This is a genomic window from Paenibacillus solanacearum, assembly GCF_910593845.1.
GTDB lineage: Bacteria > Bacillota > Bacilli > Paenibacillales > NBRC-103111 > Paenibacillus_G > Paenibacillus_G solanacearum.
Window position 1 is genome coordinate 179,801 of record NZ_CAJVAS010000006.1, and the last position, 23,523, is coordinate 203,323.

21 protein-coding genes are annotated in these 23,523 nt (G+C 56.9%); 18 read left to right on the forward strand and 3 right to left on the reverse strand.

What is annotated here, in order from left to right; all coding sequences use genetic code 11:
- The first annotated feature begins 78 nt into the window (after positions 1-78).
- Positions 79-891, forward strand: coding sequence for a hydroxyethylthiazole kinase (gene thiM, locus KXG62_RS09800; protein WP_218091761.1), 813 nt, complete (start codon positions 79-81; stop codon positions 889-891).
- 83 nt (positions 892-974) lie between these two features.
- Here thiM and KXG62_RS09805 read toward each other — a convergent pair whose 3' ends face one another.
- Positions 975-1,400 (reverse strand): hypothetical protein, encoded by a 426-nt coding sequence (locus KXG62_RS09805; protein WP_218091762.1) that lies wholly within the window; start codon positions 1,398-1,400, stop codon positions 975-977.
- Between the two features lie 268 nt (positions 1,401-1,668).
- Here KXG62_RS09805 and KXG62_RS09810 point away from each other — a divergent pair, with 268 nt between their 5' ends.
- The 12 genes from KXG62_RS09810 (at position 1,669) to KXG62_RS09865 (ending at position 13,288) form a co-directional block, all read left to right on the forward strand.
- Positions 1,669-4,791, forward strand: a complete 3,123-nt coding sequence (locus KXG62_RS09810) for an ATP-binding protein (protein WP_218091763.1) — start codon at positions 1,669-1,671, stop codon at positions 4,789-4,791.
- A complete protein-coding gene (locus tag KXG62_RS09815) occupies positions 4,769-5,878 on the forward strand; it encodes a response regulator (protein ID WP_218091764.1) in 1,110 nt (369 codons plus the stop codon). The genes KXG62_RS09810 and KXG62_RS09815 overlap by 23 nt, the downstream gene beginning before the upstream one ends.
- Positions 5,879-5,986: 108 nt before the next feature.
- Positions 5,987-6,346: a response regulator gene (locus KXG62_RS09820; RefSeq protein WP_218091835.1), complete on the forward strand. Its 360-nt coding sequence runs from the start codon at positions 5,987-5,989 to the stop codon at positions 6,344-6,346.
- Positions 6,347-6,468: 122 nt separating this feature from the next.
- On the forward strand, positions 6,469-6,762 hold the full coding sequence (locus KXG62_RS09825) for a Dabb family protein (RefSeq protein ID WP_218091765.1): 294 nt from the start codon (positions 6,469-6,471) through the stop codon (positions 6,760-6,762).
- A gap of 198 nt (positions 6,763-6,960) precedes the next feature.
- Positions 6,961-7,134, forward strand: coding sequence for a hypothetical protein (locus KXG62_RS09830; protein ID WP_218091766.1), 174 nt, complete (start codon positions 6,961-6,963; stop codon positions 7,132-7,134).
- Positions 7,135-7,278: 144 nt separating this feature from the next.
- Positions 7,279-7,530: a hypothetical protein gene (locus KXG62_RS09835; RefSeq protein WP_218091767.1), complete on the forward strand. Its 252-nt coding sequence runs from the start codon at positions 7,279-7,281 to the stop codon at positions 7,528-7,530.
- A 211-nt stretch (positions 7,531-7,741) separates the two neighbouring features.
- Positions 7,742-8,593 carry a MurR/RpiR family transcriptional regulator gene (locus KXG62_RS09840; RefSeq protein ID WP_218091836.1) on the forward strand — a complete coding sequence of 284 codons (852 nt, stop codon included), beginning with the start codon at positions 7,742-7,744 and terminating at the stop codon, positions 8,591-8,593.
- Between the two features lie 20 nt (positions 8,594-8,613).
- Complete coding sequence (locus KXG62_RS09845; protein ID WP_218091768.1) at positions 8,614-9,426, forward strand: MBL fold metallo-hydrolase; 813 nt, start codon at positions 8,614-8,616, stop codon at positions 9,424-9,426.
- Positions 9,427-9,713: 287 nt separating this feature from the next.
- Complete coding sequence (locus KXG62_RS09850; RefSeq protein ID WP_218091769.1) at positions 9,714-11,042, forward strand: ABC transporter substrate-binding protein; 1,329 nt, start codon at positions 9,714-9,716, stop codon at positions 11,040-11,042.
- Between the two features lie 17 nt (positions 11,043-11,059).
- A complete protein-coding gene (locus KXG62_RS09855) occupies positions 11,060-11,896 on the forward strand; it encodes a hypothetical protein (RefSeq protein WP_218091770.1) in 837 nt (278 codons plus the stop codon).
- Positions 11,897-12,082: 186 nt separating this feature from the next.
- Positions 12,083-12,301: a hypothetical protein gene (locus KXG62_RS09860; RefSeq protein WP_218091771.1), complete on the forward strand. Its 219-nt coding sequence runs from the start codon at positions 12,083-12,085 to the stop codon at positions 12,299-12,301.
- A gap of 180 nt (positions 12,302-12,481) precedes the next feature.
- Entirely contained in the window at positions 12,482-13,288 is an 807-nt protein-coding gene (locus KXG62_RS09865; RefSeq protein WP_218091772.1) for a (2Fe-2S)-binding protein, read from the forward strand.
- A gap of 256 nt (positions 13,289-13,544) precedes the next feature.
- Here KXG62_RS09865 and gluQRS read toward each other — a convergent pair whose 3' ends face one another.
- Positions 13,545-14,507 carry a tRNA glutamyl-Q(34) synthetase GluQRS gene (gluQRS, locus tag KXG62_RS09870; RefSeq protein ID WP_218091837.1) on the reverse strand — a complete coding sequence of 321 codons (963 nt, stop codon included), beginning with the start codon at positions 14,505-14,507 and terminating at the stop codon, positions 13,545-13,547.
- Between the two features lie 258 nt (positions 14,508-14,765).
- Positions 14,766-16,163, reverse strand: a complete 1,398-nt coding sequence (locus tag KXG62_RS09875) for an extracellular solute-binding protein (protein WP_218091773.1) — start codon at positions 16,161-16,163, stop codon at positions 14,766-14,768.
- Between the two features lie 471 nt (positions 16,164-16,634).
- Between KXG62_RS09875 and KXG62_RS09880 the strand changes: the two genes are divergently transcribed.
- The 5 genes from KXG62_RS09880 to KXG62_RS09900 all read left to right on the forward strand — a co-directional run bounded on the left by KXG62_RS09880 (position 16,635) and on the right by KXG62_RS09900 (position 23,348).
- Positions 16,635-17,972, forward strand: a complete 1,338-nt coding sequence (locus tag KXG62_RS09880) for an extracellular solute-binding protein (protein WP_218091774.1) — start codon at positions 16,635-16,637, stop codon at positions 17,970-17,972.
- Positions 17,973-18,017: 45 nt separating this feature from the next.
- Positions 18,018-19,019, forward strand: a complete 1,002-nt coding sequence (locus KXG62_RS09885; RefSeq protein ID WP_218091775.1) for a zinc-dependent alcohol dehydrogenase — start codon at positions 18,018-18,020, stop codon at positions 19,017-19,019.
- A gap of 90 nt (positions 19,020-19,109) precedes the next feature.
- The gene (locus tag KXG62_RS09890; RefSeq protein WP_218091776.1) at positions 19,110-20,516 is read left to right on the forward strand and encodes an NHL repeat-containing protein; all 1,407 of its coding nucleotides are present in this window, start codon (positions 19,110-19,112) and stop codon (positions 20,514-20,516) included.
- Positions 20,501-20,845 carry an NHL repeat-containing protein gene (locus tag KXG62_RS09895; protein WP_218091777.1) on the forward strand — a complete coding sequence of 115 codons (345 nt, stop codon included), beginning with the start codon at positions 20,501-20,503 and terminating at the stop codon, positions 20,843-20,845. Before KXG62_RS09890 ends, KXG62_RS09895 begins: the two co-directional genes overlap by 16 nt.
- Before the next feature lie 154 nt (positions 20,846-20,999).
- Complete coding sequence (locus KXG62_RS09900) at positions 21,000-23,348, forward strand: NHL repeat-containing protein (RefSeq protein WP_218091778.1); 2,349 nt, start codon at positions 21,000-21,002, stop codon at positions 23,346-23,348.
- Positions 23,349-23,523 lie beyond the last annotated feature (175 nt).

The window sequence follows — 23,523 nt, forward strand, 5'->3', positions numbered from 1 at the left end:
TTGGAGAGAATGTCGCATCATGCTATAGTAAGAGTAACAATAGCTTGACGCGAATATTTCAGGAGAGAAGGGCAAACATTGGATAACCAAAGAGCGGCCGACATATTGGCCAATGTACGCAGCAGCAATCCTCTAATTCATAACATCACCAATCTTGTAGTGACGAACTTTACGGCCAACGGCCTGCTTGCGCTAGGCGCTTCTCCGGTTATGGCCTACGCCAAAGAAGAAGTCGCCGATATGGCACGGATCGCGGGCGCGCTTGCATTGAACATGGGAACGCTGGACGAGCAGGTGGTGCAGTCCATGCGCATAGCGGGAACATCCGCGGCGGCGCACGGCGTGCCGATCGTATTCGACCCGGTCGGCGCGGGAGCGACGCCGTACCGGACGGAAACGGCCCGCAGCCTCGTACAAGAGCTGCCGGTGACGGTCATCCGCGGGAATGCGGCGGAGATCGCCAATGTCGTAGGCGAAGACTGGAGCATCAAAGGCGTCGATGCGGCCGTCGGTTCGAATCAAGACGTAGCCTCGCTCGCCCGGAAAGCGGCGCAGGCGCTCGGATGCGTAACGGCGATCACGGGCAAGGACGATTATGTCAGCGACGGCAAGGTGACGTACCGAATCAGCAACGGCACGCCGTTGCTTACGAAAGTGACCGGTACGGGATGCTTGCTGAGCTCCGTGATCGCCGCGTTCCTGGCCGTTGAGAAGGACGCCGTAGCGGCGGCTGTCTCCGCGCTTGCTTATTACGGTGTTGCTGCGGAGAACGCCGTGGAAGTGGCGGGCGATGATCATCCTGGCAGCTTCCAGATCGAATTCCTCAATCACTTGCATCGGACGGGCGGCGAAGCGGTACGGCAGCAGGCTTCGATTCATCGCGTCGAATAGCGCCGCACGGCATCGCCGGCCCCGCCGTTCCCTAACGTTCATGACGAAGAATAAGCGTAGCCGGTTGCCATGGCAAGTAGCGGCTACGCTTTTTTGGCATAGATGAGGAAGGTCAGCGCCAGCATGCCGGCGACTTCCAGCAGCATCAACACAGGCGATACGTTAGCGCCGGAAAAGTGCAGTGAAGCATGTACCGTATCGTATGCGGAGCTAATCTTGAGCACCCACATGAGATCCGGGAGCGCGCCCAGAAATCCGGCGGCGAGAAGGAAGATTTGTTTGTCTCTCCAGGCGATGTAGAACAGGAACAAAATGACCGCAATGCCGACGGCGACGTTGCCGCCCATCTGCAGCTCGTCGTGCGGAACTGCATCCAGGGCAAAATGCGAAGCGAAGGACAGGGCGAAGACGATCGGCAGCGCAGCCGCTTTTCGGCTTGCAGGCAGACGGTCCACAGAGCATAGTTTGTAAATGGCCGAAGCGGCCAGCATATGGGTGGCGACTAACACGAGTGTCGTTCTCCTTTGCGAACGGGTGGCATTCATTTCCATTATAGTCGTTCGTTTCGGCGATTTTCAACAAAGCGGAGGTTTTCCTCGCAGCAATACAAGGAATGGTGCCATGCGCGGAAGACGGGCAGACGGTTTGCCCGAAAGCAATTGACGTAAAGTAAAGATCGTTTCAGAAAATGTTTAGAGCACACCGATTAAGATGAAGGAGCAGGATTATTGTGCGATCAAGACAAGCAAAACAACGAGAGGCTGGCAATGATCTGCTATGATATGGAAAACGAACGATGAGGCTGTTAAGGTTGGTCCGCTGTTCCGCAACCGCATAAAGGCGAAACGGTTCAGCAGGCCCGTGGTCACGATGCTTTGCATGATCGGCGTGTTTTTAGCCGTGCAAGTATTTTTTATGTACAAGTGGCTTCATCCTGCCGTCGGCTATCCTTCGGCACACCAAGGCGTGCTGGATGCCCGAGGGTGGGATTTTGCGAAGCAAGGGATTGTACCGCTGCAGGGGGAGTGGGAGTTTTACGAAGGCCAGCTGCTCAGCCCCGAAGATTTCAAGAACCGCCCTGAGCTGGCAGGGGAGCGGCGCATGCTGAAGGTGCCCGGCAATTGGAAGGGCGTGCTGGAGACGGACGGGCATGACGGCTACGGTGCAGGTACGTATCGTCTGCTTGTGCACATCGATCAGAGTGCCGTGTATGCGCTTCGCGCGAAAAAAATACGGATGTCCAGCCATATTTATATCAATGGCGCCGACCTGGGGGGGAACGGGAAGACGGCGCTGGACAAGCCCGATTTTATCGCGAGCAATTTGCCGTTTCTCGGCGTCGAGAAGGCGGATGCCGGCACGGTGGAAATCATTATTCAGGTGGCCAGCCTGAACTTTTTGGCGGGCGGCTTGGTGCAGGCGCCTGAATTCGGGACCCACACGGCGGTGCTCGAGCGGGTAAGCAATTCCCGGCTTGCCGACATGGTGCAAATTTCGGCGATGCTGTTGTTCGCGCTGTATTACGGCGGCATGTTCAGGCAGTGGCGCAAGGAACGTCACTTGATGTATTTCAGTTTGTTTTGCTTGGCGACCGGCGTTTTTTTCAGTCTGGACAACGAGATCTTGATTAGGAACATTTTTCCTGACATTTCCTTTGCACTGCTGCAAAAAGCGGTATTCGTCTCCGTCTATTTATCGTTTTTATGGTTTGCCTCCTACATATTCCGGTACTTGGGACAACCGGACAATATCGTATTTATATGGACCCGAAGAACAATGTACGTCTATCTCGTCTTTATCGTTCTTCCTAACGATTACTTGGCCAAAACCCTCTTGCTGAATGTTTCGCTGCAGGCGATTACGTTTGCGAATATTTTTTACGTGCTGATCCGCGGCCGAATGAAGGGTGTGCCGGGGACAGGCTACTTGTCGCTGGGGGTATTTTTCCTGATCACCAGCTGGGGATTCGCCCAATTTCGTTATGAGCTCGCGCTGGACAATCCGTATTATATGATCGTTTCGCCGCTGCTGCTTGTGTTTTCCCAGGCGTTCTTAATGTCGAACCGGATACAGCAGGAGTTTCTCAGGAACGAGAAATTGTCCGAGCAGTTGCTCGCATACGACCGGCAGAAGGACGAATTTCTGGCGAAAACATCGCATGAGCTGCGTACCCCGCTGCATGGCCTTATAAATTTGTCCCAGTCGATGCTCGAAGACCGCGGCGGCGACTTGCCTCAGCGGCACAAGGAAAACGTGCGTCTCATGAATTTGGTCGGCCGGCGTCTGGCTGGGCTCGTTCACGATATATTGGACATGTCGCTGATGAAGCACGGTCAGCTGCGCATTCATAAAACCGCGGTCGATTTGCGGGTGACCACAAGCTTCGTGCTGGAGATGCTGTCCATCATGCCGACGAACAAGCTGGTGATGCTCGTCAATGATTTGCCGAGCGATTTGCCGCTGGCCTACGCCGATGAAAATCGGCTGAAGCAAATTTTGCACAATTTACTCGAGAACGGGCTCAAGTTTACGGAAACAGGAACGGTACGGATTACGGCGGAGCAGAACGGCTCCGATATCTTCGTATCGGTTATCGATACCGGCCGGGGCATTCCGGAAGAGCAGCTGGCCCGCATATTTCGCCCGTTCGAGCAGTATGTGGAAACCGGGGCGCATACGCCGAGCGGCATCGGGCTCGGACTCAGCATTACGAAGCAGTTGGTGGAGCTCCAGAATGGCAAGCTGCAGGTGACTTCGGAAGTTGGCAAAGGCACCAGCTTCACCTTCAATTTGCCCATTGCGCAAAAAGAAGCGGCGTCCGGCAAAAAAAATTACGTTCCGCCGTCTGCCGAGCCGGCAGCCTTAACCGCTTTGTCGTCGCTAGGCGGACAGCAAGATATGAAAATTTTGATTGTCGACGACGAGCCGTTCAATGTAAAAATATTGGTCGATGCCATTTCCTCGCTTCGTTACGGTTATACCGCGGTTCATGGCGGGAAGGAAGCGATCGAGGCGATACGCGATTACCCGAAGCCGGATCTGGTGCTGCTCGATCTGATGATGCCGGGCGTCTCGGGACTCGAGGTATGCAGGGAAATTCGCAAAACGCACGGGCTGGCGGAGCTCCCGGTACTGATGCTGACCGCTTCGGGGCAAACCGGAGATACGGTCGCCGCCTTCGCGGCCGGCGCGAACGACATTTTGCAGAAGCCGTTTGAGCTAGCCGAGCTCAAGGCAAGGGTGCAGTCGCTGCTGTCCATGAAGCGCTCCTCGGAGCATGCGGTGCGCCGTGAGATGGACTTTTTGCAGGCGCAAATTACGCCGCACTTTTTGTATAACAGCTTGAACGCGTTGGTCGGATTGAGCTATAAGGACACGGATAAGCTGAGAGAAATGATCCATCACCTGACGACGTATTTGCGAGGAAAGTTTACGTTCTCGTTCCAGAGCCAGCTGGTGTCGTTCGACCGCGAGATGGAGCTGGTGGAAGCGTATCTCGCGATCGAGCAGCTTCGCTTCGGCAGCCGCTTGCAGGTGCGTTACGAAATCGAACCGGACTTTCACTGCATGATGCCGCCGCTGACGCTGCAGCCGCTGGTCGAGAACGCCGTCCGTCACGGCCTCGGCCCGAGACCGGCGGGAGGCACGGTGCTTATTCGCGCCCGCCGGGTAGCCGGAGGAGGAGAATTTACAGTGGAGGATGACGGTGTAGGTATGGAGGAAGAAATGCTGGCGAGGCTCAATGCCGATCAGGGCAGCGGCGTCGGCACGTTGAATGTGAACCGCCGTTTGAAGATGCTGTACGCGCAGAAGCTGAGCATTTCCAGCGAGCCAGGCCGAGGAACAACCATTCAGTTTTTTATTGCGGAGGAACCCGATGCTCAAAGCCGTATTAATTGATGACGAGGAAATTGCGCTGGATGTGCTGGAAATTGTGCTCCAGGAAGTAGGCGGCGTTTCCGTCGAAGGCAAATTTCTTCATGTGGACGATGCCATGGCGTATTTGTCCGAATCGAAGGTCGATTTGGTTTTTCTTGATATTGAAATGCCGGGCATGAACGGACTGACCGTGGCGGAACGGCTGTCGCTCCGGTGGCCGCACATGCAAATTATTTTCGTCACGGCTTACCAGGAATACGCACTCGAGGCGTTCGAGGTGAACGCGTTCGGCTATTTGCTCAAGCCCGTGTCCAAGGAACGGCTCGCCAAAACGTTGGAGAGATTCCGGCGCCGTACGGAAGGAAAGTCCGAACCGTCGACGGCGGTTGCATCTGGCGAGACTGCAAGTTTGGAGCAGACGCCGGTTCCGGACGAGATACACTTCCGGCTGAACCTGCTCGGCAGCATGGAGCTGTACGACAGCGGGAATAACCTGGTAACGTGGCGCACGAAGAAGGCCAAAGAAATGTTTGCCTATTTGTGGCATCATGACGGAACGCCGGTGCAGAGACACCGGATTCTGGACGACTTGTGGCCGGAATTGACGTTTGACCGGTCGCAAGCGCTGTTTCATACGACGCTGTACCATTTGCGCAATACGCTCAAGCAGGTGGGGTATCCGCATATGGTCATGTATGGGGATGAACGCTACTGGCTGCGTACGGAACAGACGGTAAGCGACGTCAACCGCTTGTTCACGCTGATGAACGAACCTGGTGAGGACCGGGACGCTGTGGCGGAGCTAACGGCCATCTACCGCGGAGATTACTTGGAAGCTGATGATTACGCCTGGGCTGTGCCGCGTCGTGCCGAACTGCGGACCGCGTATTTGCGCACGCTGGAGCAGCTCCAGCAGCGGCTCGGACGCACGGAGCGGGAAGCCGTCCTGCGGAAAATGATTCAGATCGAGCCTTATGCGGAGACGTATTACCGTCTGCTGCTGCGGGACCTGAAGGAAGCCGGGGACAACGTGGCGGTACAAGCCGTAACGGAGCTGATGAAACGGCGGTTTCAGAGTGAGCTGGGCATCGACATGGCCTTCGAGTGATGCGTTTCGATATAGGCAAGGAGCGATGTTCAGAAAGTGTTGAGATGCCGCCTGCTACAATGGGGTGAAGGGTAGAATGCAATCACGTTGAGGCGGGAGGCGTTGGAACTGGCGAAAATACTAGTGGTAGACGATACAATGTTTATGAGAATGATGCTGAAGGAGATTTTATCCAAAGAAGGTCATGAGGTCATAGGCGAAGCGGGAAACGGGATGGAAGCCGTCGATAAGTACAAACAGCTGCGGCCGGATTTGGTCACCATGGACATCACGATGCCGGAGATGGAAGGCATTGAGGCTCTGAAAATCATCCGGGGCCAGTTTCCGCTCGCAAAGGTCATCATGTGCTCGGCTATGGGCCAGCAGCAAAAAGTAGTGGAGGCCATCCAGTGCGGAGCGCGCGATTTTATCGTGAAGCCGTTCCAGGCGGAGCGCGTGATTGAAGCGGTCAATCGGGCCGTCGGTTAGCTTGCTTGTTTCGGGACATCGGAAGGCATCGGCGCGCGATAATAAGGACCGCACATTGCTGTCTTCGCTTCGGCTGGTATAATGATAAAGTATCGTTAACCTTTCAGAAATGAGGACAAGCCATGATCGATCATATCGTCATTATCAAATTCAGCGAAACGACAACCCAGGAGCAGCTGGCGGAAGTATGCGCCCGGTATAAAGCGCTGAAAGACCGCATTGGGGGAATTGTCGACATACAGGCGGGAATCAACTTCTCGGAGAAAAGCCAAGGCTACCAGGTGCTGCTGTCGGTCCGTTTCGAGAACCGTGCGGCGCTGGAAGCGTATGGACCGAACCCGGACCATCAGGCGGTCGCCGCCTTTATTCGCGAATCGGGAAGAGTCGACAGCATCGTGCTTGATATTGAAATTTAATGGTGGTTGGAAACGCCGTACGCGGCAAACGAATCGGAGCCGGTTCATGAAGAAAGTTGCGCAGAAAGGAATGCTCTAAGCCGTTGCTTGGAGCATTCCTTTCTTTTTTTTTGTGACACTTTTCATTTTCCGTCACCAGGTGCGGCGCTATAATGAAGTGGATTTTCAATTTATCGCGGGCGGACGCGGAGGGAACCTATGATGGAGAAGGATATAGCCAATTTAATCGATATACTGCATCTGGAAGAGAAAGAGATTTTGGAACGGTTTCGCTTCACGATGGAAGGACGGCGGCTCACGAAAGCCGAGGCGCTTCGATTCATTCAATTTCTGCGTGACGAGTTGGAGAAAAATCCCCCCCTTAAGCACTAAAGGAACCCGGAGCTGTCAGTTAGCGTTCAGGAAGCGGCAAGTCATGGGTATGGCGACGGAATGATTTTTGTACATTGACAATCCTTGCTGATTGATACAAAATGTATCTATGAGATGAAGATCAGCAAGGGGGGCCATTGAATCATGCTTTATAAGGAAGAAGTCCCAGCGGGGCTTGTGGTTGGGGACACGTATACGCTTCGGCAAGTGGGTTTGTTTATCAAGGCGAACAAAAACATCATTGTGCTGAACGAATCGATCGAATATTTCGCGAACAACCGCGACGAGAAAGTGATGGTTATGACCAAAGAGGAATGCTTCGCGCATTATGTCGAGACGAACAGCTACTTTACGAAGCGACCGATGAAAACGATTTATCGAGTCAAGAAGCTGTAGCGTCCCGGCAAAGGACACGCATATAGGACCCTTGCTTGATCCCTTCCATGTAACAGATTGGAGCAACCTCCTTTCTGATGCGGAAGGGATTTTGTCGTTTACAAAATAAATATAAAATTATAATTGAAAAAAAACTCCACCAAAGTTATTATAAAAGGAGAATATCGCCTTTAGTTAATTTGCCAGGCAAGGGGGAGCTCAGTTGAAAACGATGCATGAAACAGGAAATACGCTGCTTGCAATCCGAAGCCAGCTGAACGCGTTGACCAAAACGGAGGCCGTCGTCGCGGCATACGTTTTGGAGCATCCGGAGGATGTCATTTATTTGTCCGTGACGGATGTGGCGGAGAAGGCCGGTGTCGGCGAGACGACGGTGCTGCGGTTTTGCCGCAAGCTGGGCTATCGGGGCTTTCAGGATTTCAAGCTGCTTCTCGCGCAGGACCTCGTTCAGCCCGCAGGCCATACGCCCGAGGAAGTGAAGGCGGATGACGACCCGGCGACGCTGCGGCAGAAGCTCGTCGCCTCCCACAGCCGCATCCTGGAGGACACCGGGAAGCTGCTCGACGCCGCGAAGCTCGGTCAGGCCATCGAGCTGCTTGCGCAGGCGGACACGATCCAGTTTTACGGCGTAGGGTCCTCCGGCTTGACGGCGCAGCAGGCGGCCCACTCGTTCTCGCGGATCGGCAAGAAGAGCGACGCGAAGCAGGATACGCACTTTCAGGCGATGTCCGCCTCGCTGCTGACGGAGCGCGATGTCGCCGTCGGGTTGTCCGTCTCCGGCAGCACGAAGGACACGATCGAGAACTTGCGGCTTGCGAGGGAAGGCGGCGCCCGCATCCTATGCATTACGCACAATGCCCGTTCGCCGATCACCAAGCTGTCCGATGTCGATCTGCTGATGGCGGCCAAGGAAAATCCGTTTCAAGGGAGCTCGCTGTCGGCCAAAATTTCGCAGCTGACGGTCATTGACATCTTGCTCGCCGGCGTGTCGCTGCGCTTGCAGGAGGCGGCCGGGAAATTCCGCGAACGGACGGCAAAGGCCGTTTCCGAGAAACTCTACTAAATATTTAGGGGGGCTAAGCAATGAAACTTCATTTTCTAGGCACGGCGGCGGCCGAAGGATGGCCCGGATTGTTTTGTCGGTGCGAATTTTGCCAGGAAGCGAAACGGCTCGGCGGGAAAAACATTCGCACCCGCTCGTCCGTGCTGATCGACGAGACGATCAAGGTCGACTTTCCGCCGGACACGTACTACCATATGCTGCGCGATCAAATCGATATGGCGGCGGTCGAGCATCTGCTCATTACGCATACGCATACGGATCATTTATTTGCCGCCGATCTGGAGAAGCGGATGCCCGTATGCGCCAAAGGGGTCGAGCACCCGCTGCATATTTACGGGCATGATCTTGCGCTGCACCATTGCGCCCGGGAGCTTGACTTGAAGAGCAAGCTGTATGAGCTTCACCTTGTCCAGCCGTTCCGCACGCTGCAGCTCGATGACCGGACGCAGGTGACCCCGCTGCTCGCCGACCATGACCGCAAACAAACATGCCTCCTCTATTTTATCGAGCGGAATGGAAAGGCGCTGCTGTACGGCAACGATTCCGGATGGTTTCCGGACGAAACGTGGGCTTGGCTGGAGGGCAAATCGTTCGACGCAGCCATCCTCGATTGCACGAAGGGCCCGCTGCCGGGACGGCGCAACCATATGAATATCGAAGCGATCCTCGAGATGAACGAGCTGTTCCGGCAAAAACAGATGCTGCGCGACGGCGGGCGGCTCATCGCCACTCATTTCTCCCACAACTGCGGACTGCTCCATGAAGATCTCGAGAAGGAATTCTCGCCGCACGGCGTACTGGTGGCCTATGACGGTATGGTGCATCACGTTTAGGCAGAAGCAGATATGACTTCAGAATCAGTCATTGCACGAGGTTGATACCGAACCGCAGCCTTCGAAAACCGTTCTTCAGACCACTGCGCTGCATCCTTGACCCCACACCAGAACCGGTTACATGCCGGCCGACTGCGCAAGACGAACAAGTCGGTCCATCGCATCATCTTCGCGGCCATGAATGATCGGGCTTCCGAACGGCATTTCCATCCCAAGATTGATTTTGATGAAAAAAACGTTGGCGTTAACGCAAACGATTCATAATCCCATATCGAAGGAGAATACATATGAATCCATCCAATGGAAATCCGCCTGTTTCCTTTTTGTCTGGCCGGTGGTATGCCGGGGTATGCCTTTTGTCCGCAAGCGCGCTGCTGTTCGCCGGATGCAGCAAATCGCCGGCGCCTGAAACGAAAGCCGCAGTAGAGGAGAAGCACGATCCCGTAACGATCAAGGTGGGGATCAAAGCGACAGGCTACTTGACCGAAGACGAATTCAACCGGTACATTACGGAGCCCGTCAAGAAAAAGTACCCTTGGATTACGGCGGAACGCGTCATCTACACAACGGGCAATCTGGAGAAGATCGTAGCTTCGGGCGAAACGCCGGATCTGATCGTCTCCAACAACATTAACGGGTTCCCGCAGCTGGCACAGCTCGATCTGCTCGATTCGATGGACGCGCTCATCCAGAAGCACGGCATCGATCTGAACCGGTTCGAAGGCGGGACGATCGACGCGATCAAGACGGGGGCGAAGCGGCAGGACATTGTGGCGCTTCCTTACTCCAGAAGCTTCGCTGTCCTGTATTACAGCAAAGAAATATTCGATAAGTTCGGCGTGCCTTACCCGAAGGACGGGATGACATGGGAGCAAACGACGGACTTGGCCAAAAAAGTAACCCGTCTCGATAACGGGGTCCAGTACCGGGGGATCGATCCGAACGTAGCGGAGCGGCTTGGAGCCCAGCTGTCCTTGCCGCTGGTCGACTCGAAGACGAACCGCACGCTGATCAACACGGACCCGTGGCGTAAAGTCGTCGGACTGATGGCGAACATTTACCAAATTCCGGGTAACGGCAGCATTACCGTCAAGAGCGCCGGCGCCGAGCTGCTCAGCAAGAAACGGACGCTGGCTATGCTGCCCGAAGGCAACATCTTATTCGGCTACGGACTGGAGACGTCTCCTGAATTTTGGGATATGGTGACCATTCCGGTGTGGCCGGAAGCTCCGAAAGTCGGGATGAGCCCGGACGAGCAAATTTTGGTGCTGTCCAAAGTCAGCAAGCACAAGGATGACGCCGTACGCCTGCTGTCCGTCGTGCTCTCCGACGAAGTACAGATGGATATGTCCAAGAACGGGCGAACGAGCATCATGAAGGACCCGAACATTCAGTCGGCGTTTGCCAAGGATTTGGCTTTCATGAAGGGGAAAAACATTCAGGCCATCTTCAAGACGCAAATGGCGAATTACGAAGCGACCCTCTACGATACGGCATCCATCAACGGGCTCGCCGCAGCCTTGAAGAGCATTGTCACGCAAGGGAAGGACGTCAACACCGCGCTCCGGGAAAATGAGGAAGCGGTGAACAAAAAAATCGATGAAATGATCAAATAGAAAAGCAGGGTGAGGGTATGGAAGTCGTCGAAGCGAGCATCGTTTCAAAAACAGGCGATCCGCAAACATGCGAAGACCGTTACTGTGTGACGGAGCATTACGCTTGCGTCATCGACGGAGCGACCGACGTGTCGGGCAACCGATACAACGGGCGCACCTCCGGACAGGTCGTTGCCGGCGTCATCGCCGAAACGATCCCGCTGCTGCCGGCGGGTGCGGACATCGAGGAAGTGATCGGGATCATCAATGAAGCGCTGCTTCGCTATTACGATGCGAACGGCATGTACGATGCGGTTAGGGAATCGCCGTACACGCGTCCTACGGCAGCGATGATCTTGTACAGCCGGAGCAGGCATACCGTATGGATGGTTGGCGACTGCCAATGTATGATCGACGAAGAGGAGCAGACGAACCCGAAGATCGTCGACGATATTATCGCGAATACAAGATCGCTGTTTCTGGAAGCGGAGATGCTGAAAGGCAAGACGATCGAAGAGCTGCTGGAGCGGGATACCGGTTTCGAGGCGGTCCGTCCGTTCATTCAGATGCAGTATTATATGCAAAATTTGCCGGAGCCCCATCCGTACGGGTACGCGGCGGTTACTGGATTTCCGTTCGACTTGGGCCAGATCAAGACGGTGCAGCTCAGACCGGATGCCTGTTCGCTAGCGCTCGCATCGGACGGCTACCCGTTCATCCGGCCGACACTGCAGCAGTCGGAAGATGCCCTTCAAGACATTCTGAAGCGCGACCCGCTGTGCTTTCGCGAATACAAGCTGGCCAAGGGGCTGGTGAAGGGCAACGCATCGTTTGACGACCGGACGTACGTACGGCTGCGGCTGCAGCCGAGATAAGAGTGAGCGAGCGTGCGACAATGTCTTTTTGCAAGCGGAAGATGATCGATTGTCTTTTTCTTCGAGGTAGGTCGGATAAGCATCCCAAATCAAGCTCGCTCCGCTCGTGTGCTGTAGGGCAAGCACACAAGCCATCGGGTCATGACATGTGTATACTGTGTTATAAACCAAAAGGGAGTGAGCTTAATGGCTTTTTGTCCGACTTGCCCGACAAAAACAGTGTATGACCCGCCTGTGCAACAATATCAAAACTACTACCATCCGCAGCTCGTTCAAGTGATTCATCCGGTTGAAGTCATTAAACAGCATCATTGCGTGCCGGTGTACCATCATACCGTAGCGTACTCGGAAAAAGACGTCATGTGCACAGTATCGTCCAAGAAGCGGTCGAGAAGAAAAAAATAAGTTTAGCGCCGCCCCCCGCTGTTTACGGCCGGGGGCCCCTTTTTTTTGTCGATGAACGATTGAACTCATTGACAGATGATAATGAGAACCATTATCATCGATATGACGCAGGTAATTCATCAACAAGATGCAGCCGATGTTGAACGGATGTTTCAATATGAAAAAGGGGGACTGTGCAGCATGACCGCATGGGACTGGAAGTTTGCGGAGGAGCGGTTTTGGGTCGGCTTGACAGGCAAAGCGGATGCGATCTGTACAATTCCGGCGGTGGAGCTGCTGCTGCCGGAGCGGGCCAAGGCATTTGTCGACCGGTATGGCGCAGCGATCGGAGCGATGGAGCCGGCCGCCGCTGCGGCGTATTTCGCCGGCTGGTTCAGCGGCGTTGCCCATGCGATGCAGTATGCGGTATCCGTATGCAACGCGTCGTTTGGAGTGCCGCTCGGCGATTTGACGATCCAAATGGTACATAAGGAAAATCGGTGCGCCTTGAGTTTCCGGCTGCAGGACGGAACAGTGCACGCAGCACCGGAGGAAGAAGGCGACCGGGACGCATGGCGCGACCGGGTATTGACGGCCTTTTACCGAGATACGGTGCGGCCGCTTTTCGAAGCGGTGGCCGCCGCGGCCGGCTGCGATGCAGGCCAGCTGTGGGGCCAGCTTCCGAGCCGGATGGCCAATCAGACCGAGCAGTGGCGAATAGCCGCTGCGGAGGAAGATGTAAGCACGCGAATTGCGGCGGACGCCCGGTTCTTGAAGGAAGGGCTTGATCCGGTGCCGCTGAACCGGGTGAAGAGCCCGTTCGACGTCAAGCTCCGGTACGTGGAAGGCGTCAAGGACCCTGAGCAGCGCATTTCGCTCAAGTCCTCCTGCTGTATGTACTTCCGGACCGGCAGCGGAACTTATTGCTACACATGTCCGCGGCTGACGGAGCAGCAGCGGGCTGCCAGGCTGGCAGAGCTTCGTTCCGCGGAAGCGGTTAAGTCTTGAGGCCTGCCTTCACTCGACCCGGTCGGCTACTCTGTCCCTCAATGGCATGAAAAAAGGAGCGCTTCAACCCGGTTGCCGGGCGATGAAGCGCTCCTTTTTTCATGATAAGAATGTAGATGCTTCGGTCAGAAACCTTTCTTACGTCGTGTGATGGGCACGGCTATTTCGCGAGGCGCTCCTGGCCTTGCCTTGGCTCTGGCGTACCGTTCTCCTGACCAGCCTCGACCTGCCCCAAGGTCACGGAGCGAGCGTGTAATTACACTCGGCCGATTTGCGCGAGCAGGCTTCCGCTTGCGACGATCGGCTGCTTGGCGATCCGATCGAGGCGGAAGTCCGCAAGCAGCTCGGTCGTCTTCGCCGGCTGGAGACGGTCGCGCAGGCCGCATATATGCGCGAGCCAGCCGACAACCTGCTCGGGCGCGGCGCCCGCCTCCCGCAGCTCGCGCAGAGCGACTGCGCCGTGCCGCTTCGACAGCTTGCGGCCGTCCTCGCCGAGCAGCAGCGGGACATGCGCGAACGCGGGAGCGGGCAGGCCGAGCGCCTCGTAGAGCCACAGCTGGCGGGGCGTCGAGTCGAGCAGGTCGCCGCCGCGGACGACATGCGTGACGCGCATCGCCGCATCGTCGACGACGACGGCGAGTTGGTAGCCGAACATGCCGTCGGCGCGCTTCACGACGAAATCGCCGCCGCTGCCGGCCGGCGCCTGCTGCGGCCCTTGGATCTCGTCGACGAACCGGAGCGGAGCGTCCGGCACGGCGAACCGCAGCGAAGGCGTCTTCGCTGCGGATTTCGCCATGCGTTCCGCCGGCGTCAGCCGCCGGCACATGCCCGCATAGACCGGCCCCTCGGAGGCGATCCCGTGCGGGGCGCCGGCGATGGCGGTCAGCTCGGCGCGGCTGCAGTAGCACGGATATACGCGCCCAGCCGCCTCCAGCTCGTGCAGCGCCGAATCGTAGCGGGCCAGCCGCTCGCTCTGCACGTACGGCCCGTACGAGCCCCCGACATCGGGGCCTTCGTCCCAATCGATGCCGAGCCAGCGCAAATCGTCCAGCAGCTGCCGGGCGTACTCCGGCTTGGAGCGCTGCATGTCGATATCTTCGATCCGTAGTATGAATTGTCCGCCGTCCTTCCGAATGTGCAGCCATGCGATGAGGGCCGACAAGGCATTGCCCAGATGCATCGGTCCGGAAGGTGTCGGAGCGAAACGTCCGCGTGTCATATCGTATACACCTGCCTGTATGTTAGAAATGCCGGTTGCAGGAAGCTTTTTCAGAAATGCCTCGTCATCCAGTGCCGGTGCCGCTTCGCCGGAAGCTTGCCGAGGCGCTTGAACGAACTGCTCCGCGGTACAAGCCAATCCGGCTTCCGCCGCCTGCGAAAGATCCGTTTCCCTCCAGCACTGCAATTGCACCGTCGTAACCACCGTCGTATCGCAGCTGCCCGCATGATTCCCGCCAGAGTGGCATAAGCATGAGCGTTAAGGGCTTCCTCGTTCCGCTTGCTTCTCCCCGCGTGCCGGAATTTCCTCAAGCCGGCGGCACACCGTGTCCAGATCGTCGATTTGCGACCAATACAGCTTCAGCACCTGCCGCATACGCTGAAGCTCCTCCGCCGTAACATTCAGTTCCGTGTACAGCCGGAACGTAGGGAACGTTTCCCGGTACATGTGAAAGCGTGAAAGGTGAGCGACCGCTTCTTTCCCTTGCCATTCTGCCGCTTTTTTCAGTGCCGGAATGCTAAGCGTATGTTCACGGATGTACAGCTGCGACTCGTAGGATAGCAGAAAGCGCACGAGCTCCATCGCCGCTTCTTTATTGGGCGAATGGCTGTGAACGGCAATGCCGATAATGAGCAGCAGCGTTTTCGCATCGTGAAACGTCGGCAGGGGAGCGACGTCGAAGTCGAAGTCGGCACGGCGCAGCGCGTTCAAGCTGAAATAAGTCGTCATGATCATGGACACCTTCTGCTGGGCGAACAACATTTCCGCATCGGAATCGCGTTCCGACAATAACGGAAACGTCCCTTGCCGGTAAATCAAGTCTCTGCTGATTTGCAGTCCCCGCCTGACGGCTTCGCTCTTGAAGCCTTGTCCGCTACCCGCTTCGTACCCGCCCTGCAGCAAAAAAATCGGCCATCGGTTATCCGACATCAGATGGTAAAAGAAACCGGAGCGGTCGCGTCCGGAAGCGAGCTTGAGCGACACGGCCTCCACATCCGACCAGGACCAGCTGCTGTCCGGCTCCGGCAAATCGGCTTCTCGAAAATGATCTTTATTATAGCACAAAACGACCGGCGAAAAGATGAGCGGGAGCACCCGAGACGCCCCGTTTACGACGAACGGCTGCTGCACGAACGGGTACAGGCCGCTGATATTTTCCAGGGGCTCGAGCAAATCGATGCTGCGATCGGCCTCGCCGAAGTGCTGGTAATGATGGTAGTTGACACTAGCGACATCGATGATGTCTTTCTCCATGTACTGCTTCACGCTCGGCTGGTCGTCTTCGTACGGGATCGGGATCATTTCGATGCGGATATGCGGATGCAGGGCTTGGAACTGCTTGATAAGCACTTGCAGCTGCGCCGCGCGCGTCAGCGTAGGATAATAGCCGAATTTCAGCGTGACGATAGAAGCAGGCCCGGCCTTTACAACCCGGGTGCCAACGCGCGGCACTTTCTCGATGATCCCGTCTTCGACGAGCAGATCAAGTCCTTTGCGGACGGACGTTTTACTGAGCTGAAACTGTTGGGCGAGCGTTAATTCGGAGGGGAGATACTCTCCGATGCTCCGCTGGCCCGAATGGATTTGTCCCCGGATGGCCGTAACCATCGTGTCCATGCGGGAACGAAAGGTGGAGCGGCTCGTTTTGTTGGTCATGCGGCGTACTCCTTATGCATTGTGGAATTTGTGGTATATATCTGGGCAGTATATCTTTTTTGTACGATAAAGTTTCTCAATATTATAGCTTATTTTCCGCGAAATCGGCAAACATTCGTCATAAACGGCGCCGAAGGAGCGTTAGAGCGTTTTCTGTACAAACGGTTGCTTTTTTAGTTTATTTTTCGTCCAAATACAGACGGATTTATGAATTGACATCGCTTTCAAAGCTTCTATATAATTCGGATATAACCCAGATATAGACCAGATGAAATGAGTCAAGTGAACCTGATCGCCCTAACGGCTGGTCCCGTTAGGAGCACAGGGGGATCGTACGGCTGCAGTCGCATGGTTACGGCATACGTAATCCGCTTTATTGCCAGTGGTTCAGCCGGCGAGTTGAAATCGTTGCTTCGAGCTCCGTTGTATGGCACATTCATTGCGATTCCATGTATGGAAGGGTGAACCCATGTGGTGGGAAAAAATGCATTTGCGCTATTGGCGCTGCTGCTGGCGGCTTCCGGCTTGACCGGCTGCACGAGCGACGGCGGGCAGACGGCGACGAAGGACGGAAGCGGGCAGACCGGGAACGGCAACTCGCCGGATAAGCCGAAGAGCCCGGTGACGCTGACGTTCTATGACCCGACGGCCAAGGGCTTGACCGAGAACTTTATGGAGCAGTACGGGAATGCGATTCAGAAGAAATTTCCGTACATTACCGTGAATTACGTGTCCTCCCCGGATACGAATCCGGAAGGTCATATTGCCGGGATGATCACGGCCGGAGAAACGATCGATATCGTGATGACCGCGGATCAAAATTTCCACAGGCTGATCGCGCCGTTCAATTTGCAGTATGACATCAGCGAGCTGATCAAGAGCGAGCGGTTCGACTTATCCCGTCTCGATCCCGGCGCGGTGAAAGCGATCCAGGCGTTATCGAACGGCGGCATGTACGGATTGCCGATCTCGATGAATCACTTCGCGCTGATGTACAATCGCGATTTGTTCGACAGGTTCGGGCAGCCTTATCCGAAGGACGGGATGACCTGGGACGAAACGTATGAGCTGGCCAAAGCGATGACCCGCGTGGAAAACGACGTTCAGTACAGAGGATTCATTACGCAGACATACAATTTCGCCTGGACCAGCCAGCTGTCGCTCGGTTTCGTCGATCCGAAAACGGATAAGCCGTTGTACGTCAGCGACGACCGGTGGGCGAAGTTTACGAGAAACTTGACCCGATTTTACGAAATTCCCGGCAATGCCTTGAAGGAAACGACGTTCGGTGCTGTAGGCAATTTGTTTAACAAAGATAAAGTCGCCGCCATGTATGCGAATTTTATTCCCAGCGTGGAAATCCCCGTTAACTGGGACGTAGTCAGCCTGCCGACCTTCAGCGATCTTCCCGGCGTCGGGCCGCAGACGCTGCTGTCGATGGCTTACATTACAAGCATGAGCAAGCATAAGGAGGCTGCATTCGAAGCCGTTGCCTACTTGACCAGCGATGAATTTCAGATGAATATTTCGAAAAAGGCGCTTGCACTGCCGATAACGAGCAATGCGGACGTCAAGAAAGCTTTCGCGCAGGAAGCGCCGCTGCTGCAAGGGAAAAATGTGCGCGTCTTGCTGAGCAACAAGCCGGCGCCACCGTTCGCCCCATCGCCATACAGCCGTGCCGCTGCGCAATTTTACGAACGAACGATGTACAAATTGGGCAAAGGGCAGGTGGACTTGAACACCGCGCTCAGGGAGTCGACGGAGGAAGCGAATAAGGAAATCGAGAAATTAAAATCGGACAAAAAATAGCCTATTCGCGAAACGGACGAGGAACGACGCACTGGAGGAGTGAACATGAGAGTGGTTGTCACACAGGCCGGCACGGTGCATACGGCGGATTATCCCGATCCTGAGCTGCTGCCGGGTCATATCCTTGTGCAGACTCGATGTTCGGCGATCAGCCCGGGGACGGAGATGACGGCGCAGCGGAGAAAGCCGGAACATCCCGTCGTGCTTGGATATAGCGCCATGGGCGTCGTACAGGAAGTCGGAGAAGGCGTCCGGCATATTCAGAAGGGGCAGCGCGTCGCTTGCTACGGCGGCCCTTATGTCAGGCATGCAGAAACGCTGTTGGTGCCTAAGCATTTGGCCGTTCCGCTGGAGGATCATGTCGATTCGGGCGAGGCTGCCTTTGTCGGTCTGGGAGCGATTGCGATTCATGCGCTGCGCCAAGCGGGTCTGCAGTTCGGCGAAACGGTCGTCGTCGTCGGTCTCGGCATAGTAGGCCAGCTCGTGTGCCAAATCGCGAATGCGGCGTCGTATCGTGTGATCGGCTTCGACCTCATCGAGTCGCGTTGCGCGAAATGGGAGTCTTCGGGCAGCGCGAAGGCGTGCCGCAGCCTGCAGGAAGTGGAGGCTGCGGTCCGGGAGGCGACGCATAACGCGGGAGCGGATGCTGTCATTGTATGTGCGGGAAGCAAGGAGCGAGGACTGATCGACAGCGGCCTCGACTGGCTCCGGGATCGGGGCAGTCTTGTCGTCGTCGGCGATCTCAAGCTCGAGTTCGACCGGGAGCGGATGTTTCGCAAGGAAGCGAAGCTGCTCATCTCGCGGGCCGGAGGCCCCGGACGCTACGACCGGAGCTACGAGAAGGACGGCGTCGACTATCCGATCGGCTTCGTTCGATGGACGGAAGGGCGTAATATGCAGGAATACGTGCGTTTGCTGAGCGAAGGGCGGCTGCATGTTGGCTCTCTGATCACAGGACGGTATCCGCTGCATCGGATCGCCGAAGCGTACGAGCAATACGCGCATTGCCCGCAAGAAACGCTCGGGCTGCTGGTCGATTACAGCTGAGCCGCACGCCTAGCCCGCGTCGCTGCGGGAGAGCGGGCAAGCCTTGGCCTTTCGCAGCGGCGTCTTATCACATATAAAGGGGATGGAGCGATGTCTGTTCGCACATTAGGCATTCCGATGCGGATGGTGAACACGCCGGACGCCAGCTTTGGCAAAGGGCCGGCCGGTGAAGATTGGATGTATGTCGTCTGCACCGGTCAGCCGGCCATCTTATCGATCATCGACGTCAGAACCGGCAGCCGCGTCCAGTCGTTCGAGCTGGAAGGCGCGGAAGCGTCGTGGGGCAGCGTTGTGGACCCCTTTGGCCATCTATATATCGGGACGACCGGGCGCGGTTTGCTGTACCGTTACGTGCCTGGCGGGGATAAGCCGGAGAAGCTCGGGTCGCCGCCGGGAGAAACGCATCATTGGCGGATCGCTTCCGATGAGCGGGGGAACATTTACAGCGGAACGTATCCGAACGGCAAAGTGTACCGGTACGACCCGCAGCAGCGCACGTTTACCGATTACGGAACGATGGCCGCCGGAGAGCAATATGTGCGGAGCGTCGCCTGCGGCCATGGCAAAGTGTACGCGGGAACCGGATCGGCCCAGGCGCAGCTGTTCGAAATCGACCCGGTCAGCGGCGAGAAACGGGCGATCCCTCTGCCTGAGCGGTTTCGGGAGCATAAGGAGATCTACGATCTTTCCGTTGCGGGCGGCCTGCTGTTTGCACGGCTTACTTATCCGGTTGCGAGCAGCCCGCTGCATAACGTCACACTCGTGTACGATGTGCAGGCACAGCGCTGGATCGACGAATGGACGTCCACACCGGGATGGGACGTCTCGCCGCCGGACGCCGAAGGCCATGTTTATTTCAAGCAAGGCTCGGCGCTGATGGCTTATCATTTGACAGACCGCAGGCTGACGGATACAGGGCTTGACATCTCACGAGTCGAAGCGACCCGCGGCTTCGGCTGGATCGAGCTGCCGGACAAGGACTTTCCAGGGCCAAGCCTGGTCAGCTCGAACATGCGCTGCCGGGCAAGCTGTATATGGGAACGTACCCGTATGCCGGCCTTTACGCGTACGATCCTGCGCTGCCGTGGTCCTATGGAGCCAATCCGCGGAAGCTTCCGTTTGCGGCGGGCGAACATGAGCAGGACCGCCCATTCGCGCTCGTCCCTGCGGGCGCATGGCTTGCCGTGGGAACGGTGCCGGAGGCTGGGCGCTTGGGCGGCGCCCTATGCCTGTACGATCCGGAAACCTCCGAGACCGAGGTGTACCGCAGCATCGTTCCCGGGCAGAGCGTCCTCTCCCTGGCTTACCGGGACGGCCTCATTTACGGCGGCACGACGGTATGGGGCGGCTACGGGATTGCGCCGGCAGCGGATGAAGCAAAGCTGTTTATATGGGATCTCCGCACGCGCAGCAGCCTATGGGAAGGCTCACCGATGGCGGGGGAGAAGGCCGTATCGGCGCTCTGCTTTGACGAGGAGGGCATGTTGTGGGGGATAACGAGCGGCTGTTTATTTAAGTTCGATCCGCAGACGTGCCGCACGCTGCGGTCCATTCGCTTGTACCCCTATGAGTGGGGCTCGATTTATTTGAAGCCGCACGGGCTGCACTTTCACCAAGACGGTTATTTGTACGGGACGGCGGTCGACAACGTGTTTCGCCTGGATCCGCAAACGTGGGAGTACGAGACGCTCGCCGCACGCACATCCTTGTTCGCCCAGGATGGCGCGGGGAATGTTTATATGACCAAGGAACGGCAAATCGTGTGCCGGTACGAGCCGCAGCCGGAAGATGCCGGGAAGATGACAACGGCGGAGCTAAACGGCTGACGATTCCTATTCGGTAACGAAGATTGGCCGAACCGAAGACGTTACGCTGATGAACGAACACACGCGTGCTGTGCGTAGGAGCCGAGAGATGCGGCTGTCGCTATGAGGCGGTTTGAATCGGAAGGGACGAAGGAAAGAAGGAGGGAGTATGCCCTTGAACATGCACGGCGTAAGACGGGCGCTTGCTTTGATATTCCCGATCAGCTTGCTTGTTGCCGGAGGGACCGCCTGCAAGACGGGCGGAAGCCCGGAAACGTCTCCCCCGTCAACGGCCGGGACGTTTGTCAATTTGGGTACACAGATTACGCGCGTCGTCTCGACCGAAGGCACGGTGTTCAAGGATAGCTCGGGCAACGTGTACCACGGCGTGTTTGTCAACGGCAACCCGGGCAAGTTCGCGGTGCTGTCCGCGCAAACCTGGGAGCTCGTCAAGCTGATCGATGTGCCGGGCTCGGCATCGCACCGGGCGATCTTGACCGGCAGCGATGGAAAGGTGTACATCGGTTCGGCCGGAACCGGCGAGCTGTTCCGTTATACGCCGGGAGCGGACCGTCTGGAATCATTGGGCAAGGCGGTTGCGGGAGAGACGATCATTTACGATTTGACGAACGGTCCGGACGGCAAATTGTACGGGGGCACGTATCCCGGCGGGAAAATTTTTGAGTATGACTCGGTCCGCGGCACATTTAAGGATCTTGGGGTTGTTCACGAAGGGGAGAAGTACGCAAGGCAGGTGGCCTACGATTTCGACGAAAACGCACTGTACGTAGGGACAGGTACCGCCTGCAAGCTGATTCGGGTTGATCTGACGACCGGCGCGAAGTCCGGCAACCTGCTGCCCGACAGCTATAGTACGATGGAATACCCGAACGGCATCGAAATCATAGACGGGAAGCTGTATATTCAGCTGAACAAATCTTCGCAGATGGTCGTCTGGGACAAACGGACCGGGAACATCGATTATACGATCGATAAGGCGTCGCCCTCTGTAGTGAAGTCCCCGGTGGAGGGCGATCGGAAAGTATATTTGTTCAATCCCGGCGACGGGTATTTGACCGCGTATGATCCCGACTTGAAGAAGCTGAATACTATCGTTCGCGTCGGCGGCTACAACGGCTGGAAGGCCGCTGAATTCGTGAAGCTCCCCGGCTCAACCAACGACACGCTTGTTGCCTGGATGGGCTACAGCGGCGCGATGCGCTATGATATGCAGGCCGGCAAGCTGGAGGCTCGCTCCTTGCAGGTGCCGGGGCAGCCGATCGAAATCCGCAGCATCAAGGGAGGGCCTGACGGCAAAGTGTACACCTCCGGCATACAAGGCGGCTCGGGGGTATACGATCCGAACACGGGCGTCACGGTGGCCGGCCCAAACCTCAGCCAGGCGGAAGGGATCGGCTCCCTCGGCGGCAGCCTGTACTTCGGCATGTACCCGAGCGCCCGAGTCTCGGTGCTGGATACAACCAGATCATGGGGCGCCAGCAACCCGAAAGAGGTGTTCAAGCTGCCTGCCGCCGATTTGCAGGATCGTCCGTTCGCGGTACTGGGCGTCGAGGCGCACCGCAAGCTGTTCGTCGGAACGGTGGCTCAATACGGCCAGCAGGCCGGCGCGCTTGCGATATATGACACCGGCTCCGGCCGTTTGCAGACGATGCGTGATGTCGTCCGCCATCAGAGCGTCGTCAGCCTCGCGTACTTGAACGGCAAAGTGTACGGCGGGACGACGATCTGGGGAGCGTATGGAGCGCCGAACCCGACGGAAACGGAGGGCAAGCTGTTCGCATGGGACGTAGCCTCCGGCAAGAAAGAGTTTGAGTTGGCGCCTGTCCCGGGCAAGAAGGGCGTGACCGGGCTGCTGGCCGGACCGGACGGCATGCTCTGGGGCTTTGCCGAAGGGAACCTGTTCGTATTCGACCCGGCCAAGCAAAGCGTCATCTACACGGCGGCGATCATGGAGGCCAGCTACTCCGGCACGACATGGACCGACGCGTATATGGAGCTGGGGAATGACGGCAACGTATACGGCACGGCAAGAGGCCAATTTTTTGCCGTCGACGCCAAAACGAAGCAGGTGACCCTGCTCGACACGGCCCGGAAGTTTTCCAACCTGGCGCAGGACGACTACGGCAATTTGTATTTGCGTTCCGGCGTGAAGGAGCAAAGTCACGAGCTGTGGAAGTACAGCAGCCCGGCCTTGCAGGTCAAGCCGGTCAGTGCGGAGCTGGCGCTATCGTCTGATACGATCCGGCCAAGCGACAAGGCCAAGGTGCGCGTGCAGAAGCTGCTGCTGGAGAAAGGCAAATCGACGGCCAACACGGCCGGAGCGGTGATCCGCTATACGAGCAGCCGTCCGGAGGTCGCCTCCGTCGCCGAAGACGGCACCGTCACCGGCCATAAGGCCGGCACGGCGCTCATCGGGGCGCGGATCGAGCTGAAGGAGCTCGGCGCCGCCATCGACGCGAAGCAGGTGACCGTTCACGTAGCGGGGAACGCGTCGTCACCTTAGCTGGCCTTGCAGGGGAGCACAGGCGGCGAGCTTCGAGTATTTCGCTCGTTCGCAGCGGCTAGAGGGGCACATTATCTCTCACGCATTTCCCAGTGCTCGTTTGGAGTCGGCGGCTCGCCAACTGTTTGATTTCAACGACCGATAAGATCGATAAGCAAAAGACCGCTGCCCCGAT

Bases quoted from the DNA above. Each gene is read 5' to 3' on its own strand.
- KXG62_RS09850 (WP_218091769.1), top strand. From the start codon at position 9,714: ATGAATCCATCCAATGGAAATCCGCCTGTTTCCTTTTTGTCTGGCCGG.
- KXG62_RS09860 (WP_218091771.1), top strand. From the start codon at position 12,083: ATGGCTTTTTGTCCGACTTGCCCGACAAAAACAGTGTATGACCCGCCT.
- KXG62_RS09810 (WP_218091763.1), top strand. From the start codon at position 1,669: ATGATATGGAAAACGAACGATGAGGCTGTTAAGGTTGGTCCGCTGTTC.
- KXG62_RS09895 (WP_218091777.1), top strand. From the start codon at position 20,501: ATGTTGTGGGGGATAACGAGCGGCTGTTTATTTAAGTTCGATCCGCAG.
- KXG62_RS09815 (WP_218091764.1), top strand. From the start codon at position 4,769: ATGCTCAAAGCCGTATTAATTGATGACGAGGAAATTGCGCTGGATGTG.
- KXG62_RS09890 (WP_218091776.1), top strand. From the start codon at position 19,110: ATGTCTGTTCGCACATTAGGCATTCCGATGCGGATGGTGAACACGCCG.
- gluQRS (WP_218091837.1), bottom strand. From the start codon at position 14,507: ATGACACGCGGACGTTTCGCTCCGACACCTTCCGGACCGATGCATCTG.
- KXG62_RS09855 (WP_218091770.1), top strand. From the start codon at position 11,060: ATGGAAGTCGTCGAAGCGAGCATCGTTTCAAAAACAGGCGATCCGCAA.
- KXG62_RS09875 (WP_218091773.1), bottom strand. From the start codon at position 16,163: ATGACCAACAAAACGAGCCGCTCCACCTTTCGTTCCCGCATGGACACG.
- KXG62_RS09840 (WP_218091836.1), top strand. From the start codon at position 7,742: ATGCATGAAACAGGAAATACGCTGCTTGCAATCCGAAGCCAGCTGAAC.
- KXG62_RS09835 (WP_218091767.1), top strand. From the start codon at position 7,279: ATGCTTTATAAGGAAGAAGTCCCAGCGGGGCTTGTGGTTGGGGACACG.
- KXG62_RS09830 (WP_218091766.1), top strand. From the start codon at position 6,961: ATGATGGAGAAGGATATAGCCAATTTAATCGATATACTGCATCTGGAA.
- KXG62_RS09865 (WP_218091772.1), top strand. From the start codon at position 12,482: ATGACCGCATGGGACTGGAAGTTTGCGGAGGAGCGGTTTTGGGTCGGC.
- KXG62_RS09825 (WP_218091765.1), top strand. From the start codon at position 6,469: ATGATCGATCATATCGTCATTATCAAATTCAGCGAAACGACAACCCAG.
- KXG62_RS09885 (WP_218091775.1), top strand. From the start codon at position 18,018: ATGAGAGTGGTTGTCACACAGGCCGGCACGGTGCATACGGCGGATTAT.
- KXG62_RS09845 (WP_218091768.1), top strand. From the start codon at position 8,614: ATGAAACTTCATTTTCTAGGCACGGCGGCGGCCGAAGGATGGCCCGGA.